The organism is Nonomuraea sp. GTA35, assembly GCF_041950525.1.
Classification (GTDB): Bacteria; Actinomycetota; Actinomycetes; order Streptosporangiales; family Streptosporangiaceae; genus Nonomuraea.
This window is the reverse complement of the sequence record NZ_JBGNUV010000010.1, coordinates 26,015-41,493: the sequence shown is the minus strand read 5'-3', so window position 1 is coordinate 41,493 and position 15,479 is coordinate 26,015. Positions and strand designations below refer to the sequence as shown.

The window sequence follows — 15,479 nt, the reverse complement described above, 5'->3', positions numbered from 1 at the left end:
AGTCTAGCGTTTGCTAAGGAATCTGTAGTTACTAAATAATGTTGAGGAGCTATCGCACATCGCCACGTATGGGAGCAGTCATGGACAAGCCCGTCCTGCAGGTCATCGTCGCCAGCACCCGACCGGGCCGCGCCGGCCGCGCGGTCGCCGACTGGGTGCACGGCAAGGCCGTGGCCTCGGGGCTCTTCGAGGCGGAGCTGGTCGACCTGGCGGAGGTGAAGCTGCCGTTCCTGGACGAGCCGCACCACCCCAGGCTCAAGCAGTACGTGAACGCCCACACCAAGGAGTGGAGCGCCACCGTGGACCGGGCCGACGCGTACGTGTTCGTGACGCCCGAGTACAACCACAGCTACCCCGGCGTGCTGAAGAACGCCCTGGACTACCTGCACCACGAGTGGCAGCACAAGCCGGCCGGGTTCGTCAGCTACGGCGGCGTCTCGGGCGGCACCCGGGCCGTGGCCGCCCTGCGTCACGTGGTCAGCACGCTGAAGATGGTCCCGCTGCTGGAAGGCGTGATCATCCCGTTCGTGCCGCAGCACCTGGGCGAGGACGGCACGCTGCGCCCCAACGACGTCATGGAGGCCGGCGCCGACGCCATGCTCGCCGAGCTGGCCAGGTACAGCGGCGTGCTGGGCGCGATGCGGCAGCCGGCGGCCTGAGCTACGCTGCGGGGCGTGGCGCTGGCAGTGTGTGTGGTGGTGCGATATCGCAAGGCGGTGACGTACGGCGTGCACGCGCTGCTCGCCGCCCTGGAGACCGCGGGGGTCGAGCACGAGCTGCGGCTCGGCACCACCGCCGAGGAGACCGCCGGGCACATCCTGGCCAGCGAGGCCGACCGGGTCCTCGTGCTCTGGTCGTTCTACTCGCCCGACGCCGAGGCCATGGCCGCCGAGCTGGCCGAGGTCAGGGCGCGCAGCGGCGACCGCGGGCTGCACATCGCGGGCGGCGTGCACGCCACCGCCGAGCCGCAACAGGTCATCGACGCGGGCTGGGACCTGGCGGGCATCGGCGAGGGCGAGTCGACGATCATCTCCCTCGTCCGGGCGCTCCAGGAGGACACGCCGCTCACCGCCGTCCCCGGCCTGGCGATCAAGGACTCCGACGGCGTCGCGCTGCGCACCAGGCCCGCGCCGCAGCTTCCGCTCGACACGTTCCCCTCGTTCGTCGGCAGGAGCGGGCCGATCGAGATCACCAGGGGCTGCCGCTACACGTGCCGCTTCTGCCAGACGCCGTTCATGTTCGGCGGGCAGTTCCGGCACCGGTCGGTGGCCAGTGTGCGTGAGCACGTGCGCGGCATGGTCGAGCGGGGCCTGCGGGACGTGCGGTTCATCACGCCGACCTCGCTGTCGTACGGCTCCCCCGGGCCCGACCCCGATCTCGGGGCGGTGGAGGAGCTGCTGGCCGGGGTCAAGGAGGAGCTGCCGCCGCACGGGCGGGTCTTCTTCGGCAGCTTCCCCTCCGAGGTACGGCCCGAGCACGTCACCCCCGAGGCCATGCGGCTGCTCAGGCGGTACGTCGCCAACGACAACCTGATCATCGGGGCGCAGTCGGGGTCCGACCGGGTGCTGGCCGCCTCGGGGCGCGGGCACGACACCTCGCCCGTACGCGACGCCGTCAGGATCGCCGTCGAGCACGGCTTCCGGCCGAACGTGGACTTCATCTTCGGCATGCCGGGGGAGTCGGAGGCGGATCAGGCGCAGTCGCTCCGGCTCGCGGGCGACCTGGCCGACCTGGGGGCCCGCATCCACACCCACACGTTCATGCCGCTGCCGGGCACGCCGTGGCGTGACGCCGAGCCGGCGTTCATCCCGCTGGCCACGATGAGCGAGCTGGACCGGCTGGCGCAGCGCGGCGACGCCTACGGGCACTGGCGCAGGCAGGCCGAGCACGCCGTACGCCTGGCCGAGGCCGCCAAGGCCTACCCCCGCAGGGCCCGCCGCAGGCGTACCGCCGACTGAGCCCGCAGGGCCCGCCGCAGGCCAGCGTCAGGTCGGCCGCGGCCCGCCGTCGTCCTCGTCGTCCAGCATGCGCAGCGCCCGCTCGAAGGCATCGCTCACCGGCCGCAGCGCCTGCGAGAACGCGTTGACGAGCGGGCCGAAGATCTCGCTCACCTCGGTCATGAGGTCGGGACTCTTGTTCTCGGGAGGCGCCCACCGCATGGCGTCGGCGCTCAGCGTCTCCCACTCGTCGACGACACCGTCGATGGCGTCGAGCACGTGATCAGGGTCGCTTGGCATGACGTTTCTCCGTGAAAGGGCCGTCAAGCCCACGGTACGTCAAGCGGGGACGGACACGCCCACTCCGCCCCGGGTCCGCGCGCCGTAGCGCTGCTTGTCGGCGTTCAGGTCGAGCGGCCGGATGCTCGCGCGCCCGGCGAGGATCTCGTCGGTCAGCAGCGAGGCCGGCACCAGCCACGACACCTCGAACTCCAGCCCGTCGGGGTCCCTGGCGTACAGCGCCTTCGTCGTGCTGTGGTCGGAGGAGCCGACCAGCGCGCCGAGCTCGGCCAGCTTGGCCTGCACGCGCTCCAGCTCCTCCAGGGTGTCGACCTCCCACGCCAGGTGGTAGAGGCCGACGGAGGTGCGCCCGGCGGGCGAGGGGGAGGCCTGCTCGCCGACCTGGAACAGGCCCAGGTCGTGATCGTTCGAGGAGCCCGGGGCCTGGAGGAAGGCGGCGCCCCGCATGCCCATGACGACCTCGAAGCCGAGTGCCTCCCGGTAGAAGGCCACGCTGCGCTCCACGTCGCGGACGTAGAGGACCGCGTGGTTGAGCCGCTGTACCGGCATGGTGTGCCCCTTTCAACAGAGTCCCCTTCCAAACTAGTTGAACGCGCATATATCTAGCGATGGCCAGATGAGGACGAACCGACACGCGGGGCTGGAGTAGCGAGCGAACTGTCGGGCCGAGGCCGTAGCGTTCTCCGGGTACCCGACCGAGGAGAGGCCGATGCACGACACCGACGATGCAGCGCTGTTCAGTGTGGTTCACGGGGTCGCGGGGCGGTTCGCCGGCCAGCCCGTCCCCGTGGTGATGGAGGCCTTGCTGCGCCACCTGCCCCCGGCTTCGGGCGTCGAGGTGACGGACATCCGGAGGATCGCCGAGGAGATCAGCGTGGGGCGCGATCCGTCGGGCTTGTGAACAACCGCTTGTGAACAACTGGTCGCCAGGGGAGCATCGAGTCATGTACGAGCCAACCCCTGACGATCGATTCACGTTCGGTCTGTGGACGGTCGGCTGGCAGGCGCGCGATCCGTTCGGGGACGCCGCCCGGGCGCCCCTCGACCCGGTCGAGAGCGTGCACCGGCTTGCCGAGCTCGGGGCCTACGGCGTCACCTTCCACGACGACGACCTGCTCGCCGTCGAACCCGATCGCGAGCGGGCGGTCGCGTCCTTCCGGAAAGCGCTTGCCGAGACCGGGCTGAAAGTGCCCATGGCCACCACGAACCTGTTCACCCACCCCGTCTTCCGCGACGGCGCCTTCACCAGCAACGACCGTGACGTGCGCCGCTACGCCCTGCGCAAGGTCATGCGCAACCTCGACCTGGCCGCCTCGCTGGGCGCCTCCACCTACGTGTGCTGGGGCGGCCGCGAGGGGGCCGAGTCCGACGCGGCCAAGGACGTACGCGCCGCGCTCGGCCGCTACAAGGAGGCCATCGACCTGCTCTGCGGCTACGTACGCGAGCGCGGTTACGGCCTGCGCTTCGCCATCGAGCCCAAGCCGAACGAGCCCCGCGGCGACATCCTGCTGCCCACGATCGGCCACGCCCTGGCGTTCATCGGCGAGCTCGAACATCCGGAGATGGTCGGCCTCAACCCCGAGGTCGGCCACGAGCAGATGGCCGGGCTCAACTTCGTGCACGGCGTCGCCCAGGCGCTGTGGCACGGCAAGCTCTTCCACATCGACCTCAACGGCCAGCACGGCCCCCGCTTCGACCAGGACCTGATCTTCGGGCACGGCGACGTGATGAGCGCGTTCTTCCTGGTCGACCTGCTGGAGCACGGCGGTTATGAAGGGCCGCGGCACTTCGACTACAAGCCCTTGCGCACCGAGGACCCCGAGGACGTGTGGGTCTCGGCCGCCGCCAACATGCGGACGTACCTGATACTCCGGGAGAAGGCCCGGAACTTCCGCGCCGACCCGGAGGTGCGCGAGGCGATGCGGGCCTCCCGCGTCGGGGAGCTCGGCCTGCCCACGCTCAACCGCGGCGAGACGCTGGCCGATCTGGCCGCGGACGACTTCGATCCCGAGGCAGCGGCCCGGCGCGGATACCATTTCTCCCATCTGAACCAGCTTGCGCTGGAGCACTTGTTAGGAGTTCGTGGGTGACGCTGGTCGCTGGGGTCGATTCCTCCACGCAGAGTTGCAAGGTCGTCATTCGTGACGCGAAGACGGGAGAGCTGGTTCGGCAGGGCCGCGCCGCTCACCCCGCGGGCACCGAGGTGCACCCCTCCCACTGGTGGACCGCGTTGTTGCGGGCCATCGAGGAGGCCGGTGGGCTCGACGGTGTGGCCGCGATCAGTGTGGGCGGGCAGCAGCACGGCATGGTCTGCCTCGACGAGTCGGGAAATGTCGTACGCGATGCGTTGCTGTGGAACGACACCCGCTCCGCCCAGGCCGCCCTCGACCTGATCGCCGAGCTGGGCGGTCCGCAGGCGTGGGCCGACGGCGTGGGCTCGGTGCCGGTGGCGTCGTTCACGGTGACCAAGCTGCGCTGGCTGGCCGAGCACGAGCCGGACAACGCCCGCCGCACGGCCGCCGTGTGCCTGCCGCACGACTGGCTCACCTGGCGCCTGTCGGGCGCGCTCGCGTCCGGCGTCCCGTTCTCCGCCGCGGCCTGGGCGGACGCGCCGCTGCCTCCCTTGTCGCACCTGGTCACCGACCGGGGTGACGCCTCGGGCACCGGCTACTGGTCGCCCGCGACGGGCGCCTACCGTACGGACCTGCTCAAGGCCGCCTTCGGCGCGGTCCCGCTGCTGCCCAAGGTGCTGGGGCCGGCCGAGGAAGCGGGCGCGGCCGTCGCGGGAGGGGCCGGTCCGGTCCTGATCGCCCCCGGCACGGGCGACAACATGGCCGCCGCGCTGGGCGTGGGAGCCCGGCCGGGCGACGTCGTGGTGTCGCTCGGGACGTCCGGCACGGTGTTCGCGGTCGCGGAGACGCCCAGCGCCGACCCCACGGGCGCCGTCGCCGGCTTCGCCGACGCCACGGGCCGCTTCCTGCCGCTGGTGTGCACGCTCAACGCCGCCCGCGTCATGGACGCCGCCGCCCGCATCGCCGGGGTCTCCCTGGACGAGCTCGGCGCCCTGGCCCTCCAGGCGCCTCCCGGTGCCGACGGCCTCACGCTGGTCCCGTACCTGGAGGGCGAACGCACCCCGAACCGCCCGACCGCCACCGGCTCCGTCCACGGCCTCACCCTGGCCACCTCCACCCCCGCCCACCTGGCGCGGGCCGCCATCGAAGGCATGCTCTGCGGCCTGGCCGACGCGCTGGACGCGCTGGCCCTGCGGCCGGAGCGGGTGCTGCTGATCGGCGGCGCGGCCCGCTCGGAGGCGGTCCGCCGGATCGCCCCCACGATCTTCGGCGTGCCGATCACGGTGCCGCCGCCCGCCGAGTACGTCGCCGACGGCGCCGCCCATCAGGCCGCCACGCTGGTGACCACCCCTGATTGGCAGTCGGGCGACACGGCCGTGTACGAGGGCGAGGCGATCCCCTCGATCCGCGACCGCTACGCCCGCGCCACGGGGCACATCCTCGACTGACGCGTCGCCCTGCGCACCCCCGAGGGCTCCCCGCCTTCGGGGGAGCGGGAAGCGTGACTCAGGGGAGGGTCAGGGTCGGGTGGGGGACGGCACCTGATGTGGCGGGCAGGGGCCGATCGCGACAGTAGGGGCATGACCGCAGTGAAGAGGCTCTCCCCCTGGATCGCCTGTGCCTCCATCCTGTTCTCGGTGGTCGCGGTGGTGGCGGGCCAGTTCGGCCCCGACCCTGCCCTCGACCCCATGAACGTCACCATCAGCGAGTACGCCGTGTCCGACCGCGGGGGCGTCACGGAGGTCGCGATGGCGGTGCTCGGGATCGGATCCCTGGCGCTGCTGGCGGGGCTGCGGTCTGCGGGGGCGCCCGTCAAGGGGGCGCCGCAGTGGTTGCTGACGGTGTGGTCGGGCGCTCTCGTGGTGGCCGCGGTGGTCCCGACCACCCCGCTCGGCCACGACCTCGACCTGGCCGCCCAGATCCACCGGTACGTCTCGATCGCGGCGTTCGTGAGCCTGCCGGCCGCCGGCGCGCTGATGGTGCCCAGGCTGGCCTCAGACGCCTCCTGGAAGCCCGTTGCGAGGGTGGTGGAGTGGGTGGCCCTGGCGGGGGGTTTCGGGCTGCTGGCCATCACGTACGTGGCCATGCCGGGCGAGCGGGTGATGATCGGGCTCGTCGAGCGGTTGCTGCTGGGCGCGGAGGTGGCGTTGCTGGCCGTCCTGGCGGGCTGGCTGGTACGGCTCACCTGGCGGCAGAGCGCCACACGGGCCGCCATGGCCGCAAATTTCCCGACATATCACAGATTTATCGCTAGTCGATCTTAAAAGCATCTGTTTCGGTGCTATTCTCTCCCGCGATCTTCTATCCGGGAGCAGGTGTCATGGCATCGGGCAGATCCATCAGATTCAAGATCTCGACGCTGCTCGTCATCCCCTTGATCTCCCTGATCGCGCTCTGGGGCTTCGCCGCGAGCACCACGTCGGGGGAGGCTCTCAACCTGCTCAAGGTCGAGACCATCTGGACAGATGTCATCAACCACACCGACGGCCTGGTCGGCAACCTCCAGACCGAGCGCCTGGCCTCGGCCGAGCGCCTGGCCGGCACCGGCGGCGACCCGGACGCGCTGGCCAAGGCGCGGGCCAAGGTGGACAACAACAACAAGACGCTGCGCCAGCGGGCGATGGGCGAGGACGCGCAGTCGGCGCTCACGGACGACATGAAGACCCAGCTCCAGACGGTCTTCGAGGCGATCGACCGGCTGCCGGACATCCGGCGCAAGGTGGACGACCGCCGGCTCACGCCGGGTGGCCTCGTCACGGAGTACGCGAAGATCTCCGACGAGGTCCACCTGTTGTACTCCCGGCTGACGACGAGCACGGACCTGGAGCTGGCGCTGCAGGCGCAGGGCCTGATCTCGGCCGACGAGGTGCGCGAGCTGCTGTCCCGCGAGCACGCCCTGATCATCGCCTCGAACGGCCGGGTGAGCATGCACGACGTGCACCTGCTGGCCGGCATCGACGGCACCCGCAGGCACCTGTTCCCCAAGGCGCTGGCCAACCTCGACACGGAGCTGCGGGCCCCGTTCGAGAAGCTGTACTTCTCGCCCCGCTACGTCACCATGGAGAACCTCCTGGAGGCCTACATCGGCGGCGAGCCGCTGGACCTGGACCTCTGGCGGGGCATCTCGGACCAGGTGCAGAAGGAGTACCGCGAGTCGATCTGGCGCACCGGTGACAAGCTGCTGGCCCGGATGGAGCCCGCGGGCGTGGCCATCGCGGTGCGGGCCGGGGTCGCCGGCGCGCTCGGCCTGATCGCGGTCATCGTCTCGATCGTCATCTCCGTCAAGATCGGCCGCAGGCTCACCCGCGAGATGGGCGCGCTGCGCCGTACCGCGCTGGACCTGGCGGAGATCAGGCTGCCCGACGTCGTGGCCAAGCTGCGCAAGGGCGAGCCCGTGGACATCGCGGCCGAGGCCCCGCCCATCACGGTGAGCCGGAAGTCGACCAGCGAGGTCCGCGACCTGGCGGCGGCGTTCGACAGCGTGCAGAGCACGGCCGTGGACGCCGCCGTCGAGCAGGCCAAGCTGCGCGAGGGCGTCTCCGAGGCGCTGCGGAACCTGGCCAGGCGCAGCCAGTCGCTGCTGCAGCGCCAGCTCAGGCTGCTGGACGAGATGCAGCGCCAGACCGAGGAGCCCGAGGCGCTGGAGCGCCTGTTCAAGCTCGACCACCTCACCACCCGCATGCGCCGCCACGCGGAGGGCCTGGTGCTGCTCTCCGGCGGCGCGGCGGGCCGCAGGTGGCGCGGCGTCATCCCGATGGAGGACGTGCTCAGCGGCGCCGCCGCCCAGGTGGAGGAGTACACCCGGGTACGCGTCTACCCGATGCCCGAGGCGGGCGTCTCCGGCGCGGCGGTGGCCGACCTCATGCACCTGTTCGCCGAGCTGATCGAGAACGCCACCACCTTCTCCTCGCCCAGCAACGAGGTCTCCGTGCACGGCGAGATGGTCGGCAGGGGCTTCGCGGTCGAGATCGAGGACCGCGGCCTGGGCATGGACGAGGCCACGCGCAGGGCCGTCAACGAGCGGCTGGCCAGCCCGCCGGAGTTCGACGCGTCGCAGACCGAGCGGCTGGGGTTCGCGGTGGTCGGCATGCTCGCGGCCAGGCACGGCATCAAGGTGACCCTCAAGCCGTCGCCGTACGGGGGGACCACGGCCATCGTGCTCGTGCCCGGCACGCTGGTGGAGCCGATGGCGACGCCAGTGCAGCCGGTCGAGTTCGAGCCGGTGCCGGTGTCGATGATCCGGCCCGACCTTCAGGACGCCACGGGGCCGGGCGAGCTGCCGCGGCGCGTCCGCACCAGCAGGCGCAACGGCGCCGCGTCCTCCCCGCCGGCCCTGCCGCAGCAGGCCCCGCCGCAGGACGACGCGCCGCCGCAGCAGCAGGTGCCCCGCCACGAGCGCCCCGCGGGCCTGCCGCAGCGCCAGCGGGCCGCGGGGCTGCCGCAGCGGGAACGGCAGACGGGTTTGCCGCAGCGGGAACGGCAGGCAGGGTTGCCGCAGCGGGAACGGCAGACGGGGCTGCCGCGGCGGCTCGACCAGGAGCCGCCCGCCACGCCACCGATCGCAGAGCGTTCGCCGGAGGAGACCAGGGCGCTGCTCTCCTCGCTCCAGTCCGGCTGGCAGCGCGGACGGCAGGAAAGTGACCAGGATGGGGGATCTCAATCGTGAGCCGCGAGCACGAGTGGGTTGACGAGGAGGCCGGGCCTGTCGTGCGGCCGTACGCGGTCGCGCGCGGACGCACGAGGTCCGCCTCCTCCGAGGTCGACCTGCTGGCGACCGTCGTCTCGACGGGGCTGCCCGTCCCGGCCAAGGCCGAGCTGAGCGCCCAGCACCGGCGTCTGCTGTCCTGCGTGGGGGGCAGGAGCAGGCCCGTCGTGGAGGTGGCCTCCGATCTGGGCCTGCCCGTCGGCGTCGTACGGGTGCTGCTGGGGGACCTGCTGGAGCACGGCCTGGTGACGGTGCGCCCGCCACGGGACAAGGCCGCCACCCCGACGGAGAGCCTGCTCCGCGAGGTGATCAACGGTCTCCGGGCGTTGTGAGCCCGCTCAGTTGGCCGAGGTGAGCGTCCTCAGGGAGTGCTCGACCAGCGTGATCATGACCTCCTTGGCGGAGGTCCTGCGGCGTACGTCGCAGAGCATGACCGGGACGTCGTCGTCCAGGTCGAGTGCGATGCGCACGTCGTCCACGCTGTGCTGCTCCGCGCCGTCGAAGCAGTTGACGGCCACCACGAACGGCGTGCCGCGCTGCTCGAAGTAGTCGACGGAGGGGAAGCAGTCGGTCAGCCGCCGGGTGTCGGCGATCACGACCGCGCCCAGCGCACCGTAGGACAGCTCGTCCCACATGAACCAGAACCGCTCCTGCCCCGGCGTCCCGAACAGGTAGACGACCAGCCCCTCACGGATCGTGATGCGGCCGAAGTCCATCGCCACGGTGGTGGTGGTCTTGGCCTCGACGCCGTCGAGGTCGTCGACGCCGATCCCGCGGTCGGAGAGCACCTCCTCCGTGCGCAGTGGCTTGATCTCGCTGATCGACCCGACCAGGGTGGTCTTGCCGACGCCGAACCCACCCGCGATCAGGATCTTGAGCGCGACGGGGTCCTCAGAGAGCACGGAGTCCATTGATCACTTCCTTGAGAATGCGCTCATTCGACCGCGCGCCTCCGGCTGAGGGCGACGTCACCGAGATGAGGCCGTGGTCACGCATGTCACCGAGCAGGACCCGGATGACGCCGACGGGCAGGTCGAGCTCGACGGCCAGGTCGGCCAGCGAGATCGGTTCACGGGCCGCCCGCAGGATGAGTTGCTGTTCGGGCCCGAGGTCGCCAGGGGGGTCGCCGATGGCGCGCACGGTTGCCACGAGGTCGAACGCGTCTCCTGATGAGCGTGTGCGACCGCGAATGAGAGCATAAGGCCGGACGACGGGTCCCGCCTCCTCATCGAACCACTGCGGGCTATCGCTCATGACGCTCCAGCGCGCGGGTTGGTGGTGATGTGCTGGCCCACCCGCTTGACCAGCATCGCCATCTCGTAGGCGATCTGGCCGACGTCCACGTTCGCCTCGGCGATCACTGCCAGGCAGGTGCCCTGGCCCGCCGCCGTCACGAACAGGAACGCCGACTCCATCTCCACAATGGTCTGGCGCACGTCGCCGCCGCCGAAATGCCGCCCGGTGCCGCGGGCCAGGCTCTGGAACCCGGCCGCCACGGCCGACAGGTGCTCGGCGTCCTCGCGGGTCAGCCCCTTGGAATGACCCACGGCCAGGCCGTCGGTCGACAAGATGACCGCCTGGCGCACGGCGGCGACCCTCGTGGCGAGGTCGTCCAGCAGCCAGTTCAGCTCACCGGCGTTGGTGGTCGGCGCACTCATGCGTCCCCCTTACTCATGGGCCCCTCCTGGGAGGCTTCTTCTCTGGCGCGTTGGGTCCCCCGCTGGAAGGCGGAGAACAGGTCGCGTACCTCATCGGGAGAGCGTTCGGCCGGCTCGGGCGCCGGCTCCTGCTCGGGCTCCTGCGGGGTCTCCTTGAGCTGCGGCACCAGGTTCGCCTGCCGCACCCGCCTGGGCAGCCCCGCGTGGGTGCCGGAGCTCACGACCGCGAGCGCCTTCTTCCTCGTACGGCTGGGCAGCGCGGCCTTGCCGTCACCGCCGGCCGCCTCCAGCGCGGACTGCTCGGTCACCAGTGAGCGCGGCACCAGCACGATGGCCGTGGTGCCGCCGAAGGGCGAGCGGCGCAGCAGCACGTTGATCCCGTGCCGCTGGGCCAGCGTGGCGACCACGAACAGGCCGAGCTGGTCGCTGTCGGCCAGGTCGAACTCGGGGGGCGCGGCGAGCAGCGCGTTGAAGCGCGCGTACTCGTCGGCCGACAGCCCGAGCCCCTTGTCCTCCACCTCGATGGCGTAGCCGTTGCTCACCAGGTCGCCGCGCACCTGGACCACGGTGTCGGGCGGCGAGTAGATGGTGGCGTTCTCGACCAGCTCGGACAGCAGGTGGGTGACGTCGGCCGCGGCGGTGCCGTCGATGGCGCCCGCCGGCATCGTCCCCACGGAGACCCTCGTGTAGTCCTCGATCTCGGCGACCGCCGCCCGGACGATGTCGATCACGGGCACCGGCTTGCGCCAGGCCCGCCCCGGCGCGGCGCCGGACAGCACGATCAGGCTCTCCGCGTGCCGCCGCATGCGCGTGGTCAGGTGGTCCAGGCGGAAGAGCTCCTCCAGCCTGTCGGGGTCGTGGGTGCGCCGCTGCATGCCGTCGAGCAGCGCGAGCTGGCGGTGCAGCAGGCCCTGCTTGCGCCGGGCGAGGTTGAGGAAGACCTGGCCGATGCCGCGCCGCAGCGCCGCCTGGCCGACCGCCGCCGTCACGGCGGTGCGCTGCACGTACCCGAAGGCCCTGGCCACGTCGGTGATCTCAGCGGAACCGCTCACCTTGATCGCCTTGGCCTCCTTCCGCACGTCGACGTCCTCACCCCGGCGCAGCCGCGCCACGATGTCGGGCAGCCGCCTGCCCGACAGCTCGACCGCCGCGGCACGCAGCCCGGCGAGCTCTCCGGCCAGGCGACGACCGAAGCGTACAGAGATGATGATCGACGCGAGCACGGCGATCAAGCCGACGCCGCCCGCGATGCCGATCTCGACGACGGTGCCGGTGGCGGCCTGCGACGTACGGGCGGCCAGGGCGTCGGAGGAGGTCTTGCCGAGGTCGTCGAGGCGGCCGGTGAGCTTGTCGACGGCCCGGTGCCAGCCCTCGGCGTCGGGGGGAGGCGCGCCGGTCTTGATGACGCGCGACTCCATGGTGGCGAAGGTGAGGAACGGCTCGGTGGCGAAGACCTGCTCGTACGGCCTGCGCAGCGTCACGTCGAGCCCGGCCAGGCCGCGCGAGTGCAGGAACTTCCTGGAGGCCGCGTACTCGGTGAAGGCCGCCGTCTCCTCCGGGGTGAGCCGCGCGTCGGCCAGGGCGCCGATGGCCAGGGCGTGCTCCCTGGCGATGTACTCCCTGGCCATGCCCATGGCCTGCAGCGACGACGCCTGCTGGAAGATCTCCAGGTCGGAGACCGTGATCAGGTGGTCGTAGAGCTGGAAGAGGGCGTCGAGCACGCGGTTGTACTCGGTCAGGCCGGCCAGGCGGGAGCTGATCCCGTTGTCGATGTCCGACCGGATCAGGGCGAGCCTGTCGAGAGCCATGTCGAGGTTGTCGAGCGGCCGTCGCAGGTCGTCTCCGACCGCGCCGCCGGCGTCCGTGACGGCCTGCCTGAAGTCGGCGACCGACTTGTCGGTACGGGCGCGCTGGCCGCCGAGCACCTCGGTGAGCTCACGCGTCGTGAGCGCCTCCGCGGAGCGCACGCGCTCGGCCTGGAGCTGTAATCCCAGGTCGGTGGAGGTGACGCCGATCGTTTCGTAGAGGGTGTTCGCGCGGAGCAGTGACTGGGCGTCGCCCATGGTGAGGTTGAGGACGAAACCCCAGAGCGCGCTCAGAGACAGGAGGGGTAGCAGCAGCAATAAAAAGATCTTGAACCGAATTGACCGGTTTCGCGAGCCCATGTCCCAACCTCGAGTCGGGGGCATTTCCACACCTTGTGTAAATACACCTCCGGAAGATCGCACAGGAGACTAGCATCGATTATGCTTCCGGCGCAGTGGGAGGAAGGCGTTCATTACCGTGATTATTGGGACAAGATCCCCCGATCCCGGCGCCCCGTGGCCACCGTCGTCCACAGCCACCCCAGCGCGACCAGCGAGATCACGATGAGTCCCGCCCAGTTCAGCAGCGTGTACACGTGCACCTGCCACTGCGTCACGTGCGGCACCCGGCCGATGCGCAGCAGCTCGAACTGCCATGGCCGCCCGGTCAGCACCAGCGTGACCGCGATCGCGATGGCGCTCATCGAGTCCCACAACGCGTGCAGCAGCGAGACGCCCAGATAGGTCAGCACGACCGGCCCGGTCACCCGCCCGCCCGCGCGGAACAGCGCCCCGCCCGCGATCGCGGTCCACAGGCCGTGCCCGACCGGGGTCAGGATGCCGCGCAGCACCTCGGTCTCCACGAGCTGCGTCAGCGACAGGCCGCCCGCGGTGAACAGGGCGTTGAAGGCGTACCCCGCGCTCTCGAAGGCGGCGAAGCCGAAGCCGACGGTGGCGCCCAGCACCACGCCGTCCCTGGTCGCGCGCCTGGCCACGTGCCGGGTGACGAAGACCAGGGCCGCCAGCTTGACGCCCTCCTCGATCAGGCCGACCAGCACGTACATGAGCAGCGACGGCCGCAGCAGCCAGCTCTCCAGCAGCGACGCGCCCAGCACCCCCAGCACGCCGCCCACCACGAACGCCACGAACAACCGCTCGACCGTCACCTCGGGCGAGCGTTCCCGCCCGTACGCCCACACCACGAACGTCACCGGCACCAGGAAGCTGCCGAACAGCACCACGGTCGGCACCAGGTTCGCGTTGCCCGTCCAGGCGGTCACGATCACCGTGGCCAGCCAGAGGGCCAGACCCGTCAGGAAGATCCGCGACCACAGGGCCGTCATCGCGCCAGCTCCGCCACGGCCCGCAGCGCGGCCGCGACGGCCGCCTCCTCACGCGCGGCGGGCTCGGTGTCGGAGCCCGCGATCGCGATCCTGCCGAACCGGCCGCGCGCCGCGTCCGCGGGGAACGGCCCGTCCGGGTAGAACGCGTGCCACGGCCGGCAGTACTCGGGCGCCAGCGCGTGACCCCACCGGCGTACCGTGATCGCCGCGATGTCCCCGCCAGGATCGAAGCCGGCCGGGCCGAGCAGCCGGGCGAGCTGGTCCCTGACGGTGTGCTCCAGCGTGCTGTACGGCGTCATGAGCAGCTCCCGCCTGCCCGCCGCGGACCCCGCGCCGGGGCCCAGCTCGGACCGGCACGGCGTGGCCAGCATCCGCACGGTGTCCGGAGGCGTGAACGCGCTCGCGCACCAGTACGCGCCCGTCCACCGCACCCGCCGCACGCCCAGCCGCCGCCAGGCGCCCGGGTCGCGCAGCCGTACGGTCGCCTCCAGCAGCGGCACCCGCGACGCCTGCCGCAGCGCCCGCCGCCGCTCCGGCGGCAGCTCGGGCACCAGGTACGGCACCACGGCGCTCCAGCAGGCCAGGATCACCGCCCCGGCCTCCACGGTGCGCACCTGATGGCCGTCGAAGTACCCCACGGTCGCGGACCCGGCGCCGTCCCGTACGGACACCACCGGGCTGGACGTCCTTACGCGGGCCCGCCCGTCCAGCGCGGGCACGGCGGCCACGGGAACGGGCCCGTGCCAGCGCCGCCGCACGGTCGGCGAGTTGTACCTGGACGGCTGCTCCCTGCTGAGCCCGAGCCCGGCGAACCCCGGATAGCCGGTGCCCCAGGCGTCGATCGCGCCGAACGCCCGCGTGTCGTACCCCCAGTCCGGGCACGACATGGTCCTGCAGAACCGTTCGGCGTCGGGATGCGCCCCGCACACCTCCCGCAGGAACTCCGCGTACGTCAGCCCCGCCAGCCGCTCCTGCTTGCCCTCGGCCGGCAGCCCGGGGAACCAGTCGGGCGGATCCTCGTGCAGCGCGCGCAGGTCCCGCCGCGCCTGCCAGGCGATCGGCAGCCGGTCGATCCAGCCGGGGGAGGCGGTCGCGACCAGGGTGTCCGCGCCGAAGCTCTCCGCGTCGCACATCACCGCGTCGAAGCCGGCCCACCCGGCGGCCGGCTCGTGCCCGCCGGGCTCGTCGTGGTTGCCGAGCAGGTCGTGGTTGCCGAGGACGTCGTGGTTGTCGAGGAGCAGGACACTCGCTCGCGGGCGGCGGCGCAGCCACTCGGCCGCCGCGCTGCGCCCGCCGCGCCCTCCTCCGACCACGACGAGGTCGTAGCGCTCCCCCGTGGCCACGGGGGAGCCGGCGTGCCGCCAGAAGCGGCCGTCCCGCAGCGCGTGCGCGACGCTGAGCGCCTCGCTGGTGTCCCCGCTCACCGTGAAGGGGTCCGGCGGGGTCTGCGGCTTGGGGGCCGCACTGCCGGCCACGCTGCCGGCCACGCAGCTCACGGCGATGCCGTCGAAGAAGTCCCTGCGGGTAATGGGCACGTCCATGCCGAGCGCTCGCGGAGTGAAGCTCATGCCGCGATCATCAGCAGCCGGGAGAAAAGCCGCATCCCGACGCGCAGGGCCCGGGAAACATTTTGCCCGCCCTATTACCGCGAGGCCGATT

At 71.6% G+C, this 15,479-nt stretch carries 16 protein-coding genes; 8 read left to right on the top strand and 8 right to left on the bottom strand.

Going from position 1 to position 15,479, the window contains the following annotated elements; all coding sequences use genetic code 11:
* The first annotated feature begins 80 nt into the window (after window positions 1-80).
* Window positions 81-659, top strand: a complete 579-nt coding sequence (locus ACBJ32_RS36760) for an NADPH-dependent FMN reductase (RefSeq protein ID WP_375130666.1) — start codon at window positions 81-83, stop codon at window positions 657-659.
* A gap of 15 nt (window positions 660-674) precedes the next feature.
* Entirely contained in the window at window positions 675-1,958 is a 1,284-nt protein-coding gene (locus ACBJ32_RS36755; protein ID WP_375130665.1) for a TIGR04013 family B12-binding domain/radical SAM domain-containing protein, read from the top strand.
* A gap of 27 nt (window positions 1,959-1,985) precedes the next feature.
* Here the strand turns inward: ACBJ32_RS36755 and ACBJ32_RS36750 are convergent, their stop codons facing one another.
* Both ACBJ32_RS36750 and ACBJ32_RS36745 read right to left on the bottom strand, forming a co-directional pair.
* Window positions 1,986-2,237 (bottom strand): hypothetical protein, encoded by a 252-nt coding sequence (locus ACBJ32_RS36750; RefSeq protein WP_357874781.1) that lies wholly within the window; start codon window positions 2,235-2,237, stop codon window positions 1,986-1,988.
* A gap of 39 nt (window positions 2,238-2,276) precedes the next feature.
* A complete protein-coding gene (locus ACBJ32_RS36745) occupies window positions 2,277-2,786 on the bottom strand; it encodes a VOC family protein (RefSeq protein ID WP_375130664.1) in 510 nt (169 codons plus the stop codon).
* A gap of 160 nt (window positions 2,787-2,946) precedes the next feature.
* On the opposite strand from ACBJ32_RS36745, the gene ACBJ32_RS36740 reads away from it, so the two are divergent.
* From ACBJ32_RS36740 to ACBJ32_RS36715, 6 genes are all read left to right on the top strand, one after another.
* A complete protein-coding gene (locus tag ACBJ32_RS36740; RefSeq protein WP_375130663.1) occupies window positions 2,947-3,138 on the top strand; it encodes a hypothetical protein in 192 nt (63 codons plus the stop codon).
* 43 nt (window positions 3,139-3,181) lie between these two features.
* Entirely contained in the window at window positions 3,182-4,327 is a 1,146-nt protein-coding gene (gene xylA / locus ACBJ32_RS36735; RefSeq protein ID WP_375130662.1) for a xylose isomerase, read from the top strand.
* Window positions 4,324-5,757 carry a xylulokinase gene (locus ACBJ32_RS36730; RefSeq protein ID WP_375130661.1) on the top strand — a complete coding sequence of 478 codons (1,434 nt, stop codon included), beginning with the start codon at window positions 4,324-4,326 and terminating at the stop codon, window positions 5,755-5,757. The genes xylA and ACBJ32_RS36730 overlap by 4 nt, the downstream gene beginning before the upstream one ends.
* Before the next feature lie 132 nt (window positions 5,758-5,889).
* Window positions 5,890-6,573, top strand: a complete 684-nt coding sequence (locus tag ACBJ32_RS36725; protein ID WP_375130660.1) for a DUF998 domain-containing protein — start codon at window positions 5,890-5,892, stop codon at window positions 6,571-6,573.
* Between the two features lie 56 nt (window positions 6,574-6,629).
* Complete coding sequence (locus tag ACBJ32_RS36720; protein WP_375130659.1) at window positions 6,630-8,975, top strand: nitrate- and nitrite sensing domain-containing protein; 2,346 nt, start codon at window positions 6,630-6,632, stop codon at window positions 8,973-8,975.
* Window positions 8,972-9,346, top strand: a complete 375-nt coding sequence (locus tag ACBJ32_RS36715; protein ID WP_357874800.1) for a DUF742 domain-containing protein — start codon at window positions 8,972-8,974, stop codon at window positions 9,344-9,346. The genes ACBJ32_RS36720 and ACBJ32_RS36715 overlap by 4 nt, the downstream gene beginning before the upstream one ends.
* 6 nt (window positions 9,347-9,352) lie before the next feature.
* On the opposite strand, the gene ACBJ32_RS36710 is transcribed toward ACBJ32_RS36715, so the two are convergent.
* The 6 genes from ACBJ32_RS36710 to ACBJ32_RS36685 form a co-directional block, all read right to left on the bottom strand.
* Window positions 9,353-9,925: an ATP/GTP-binding protein gene (locus tag ACBJ32_RS36710; RefSeq protein WP_080043843.1), complete on the bottom strand. Its 573-nt coding sequence runs from the start codon at window positions 9,923-9,925 to the stop codon at window positions 9,353-9,355.
* Window positions 9,906-10,268, bottom strand: coding sequence for a DUF742 domain-containing protein (locus tag ACBJ32_RS36705; protein WP_185111104.1), 363 nt, complete (start codon window positions 10,266-10,268; stop codon window positions 9,906-9,908). Before ACBJ32_RS36705 ends, ACBJ32_RS36710 begins: the two co-directional genes overlap by 20 nt.
* Window positions 10,265-10,672 (bottom strand): roadblock/LC7 domain-containing protein, encoded by a 408-nt coding sequence (locus tag ACBJ32_RS36700; protein WP_185111102.1) that lies wholly within the window; start codon window positions 10,670-10,672, stop codon window positions 10,265-10,267. Before ACBJ32_RS36700 ends, ACBJ32_RS36705 begins: the two co-directional genes overlap by 4 nt.
* A complete protein-coding gene (locus ACBJ32_RS36695) occupies window positions 10,669-12,795 on the bottom strand; it encodes a nitrate- and nitrite sensing domain-containing protein (RefSeq protein ID WP_375130658.1) in 2,127 nt (708 codons plus the stop codon). Before ACBJ32_RS36695 ends, ACBJ32_RS36700 begins: the two co-directional genes overlap by 4 nt.
* A 164-nt stretch (window positions 12,796-12,959) precedes the next feature.
* On the bottom strand, window positions 12,960-13,820 hold the full coding sequence (locus ACBJ32_RS36690; RefSeq protein WP_375130657.1) for a PrsW family intramembrane metalloprotease: 861 nt from the start codon (window positions 13,818-13,820) through the stop codon (window positions 12,960-12,962).
* On the bottom strand, window positions 13,817-15,388 hold the full coding sequence (locus tag ACBJ32_RS36685) for an FAD-dependent oxidoreductase (protein WP_375130656.1): 1,572 nt from the start codon (window positions 15,386-15,388) through the stop codon (window positions 13,817-13,819). Before ACBJ32_RS36685 ends, ACBJ32_RS36690 begins: the two co-directional genes overlap by 4 nt.
* Window positions 15,389-15,479 lie beyond the last annotated feature (91 nt).

Excerpts from the sequence above, each read along its gene's own strand:
- ACBJ32_RS36705 (WP_185111104.1), bottom strand. The coding sequence starts at position 10,268 with ATGAGCGATAGCCCGCAGTGGTTCGATGAGGAGGCGGGACCCGTCGTC.
- xylA (WP_375130662.1), top strand. The coding sequence starts at position 3,182 with ATGTACGAGCCAACCCCTGACGATCGATTCACGTTCGGTCTGTGGACG.
- ACBJ32_RS36720 (WP_375130659.1), top strand. The coding sequence starts at position 6,630 with ATGGCATCGGGCAGATCCATCAGATTCAAGATCTCGACGCTGCTCGTC.
- ACBJ32_RS36685 (WP_375130656.1), bottom strand. The coding sequence starts at position 15,388 with ATGAGCTTCACTCCGCGAGCGCTCGGCATGGACGTGCCCATTACCCGC.
- ACBJ32_RS36750 (WP_357874781.1), bottom strand. The coding sequence starts at position 2,237 with ATGCCAAGCGACCCTGATCACGTGCTCGACGCCATCGACGGTGTCGTC.
- ACBJ32_RS36740 (WP_375130663.1), top strand. The coding sequence starts at position 2,947 with ATGCACGACACCGACGATGCAGCGCTGTTCAGTGTGGTTCACGGGGTC.
- ACBJ32_RS36760 (WP_375130666.1), top strand. The coding sequence starts at position 81 with ATGGACAAGCCCGTCCTGCAGGTCATCGTCGCCAGCACCCGACCGGGC.
- ACBJ32_RS36710 (WP_080043843.1), bottom strand. The coding sequence starts at position 9,925 with ATGGACTCCGTGCTCTCTGAGGACCCCGTCGCGCTCAAGATCCTGATC.
- ACBJ32_RS36725 (WP_375130660.1), top strand. The coding sequence starts at position 5,890 with ATGACCGCAGTGAAGAGGCTCTCCCCCTGGATCGCCTGTGCCTCCATC.
- ACBJ32_RS36690 (WP_375130657.1), bottom strand. The coding sequence starts at position 13,820 with ATGACGGCCCTGTGGTCGCGGATCTTCCTGACGGGTCTGGCCCTCTGG.
- ACBJ32_RS36700 (WP_185111102.1), bottom strand. The coding sequence starts at position 10,672 with ATGAGTGCGCCGACCACCAACGCCGGTGAGCTGAACTGGCTGCTGGAC.
- ACBJ32_RS36745 (WP_375130664.1), bottom strand. The coding sequence starts at position 2,786 with ATGCCGGTACAGCGGCTCAACCACGCGGTCCTCTACGTCCGCGACGTG.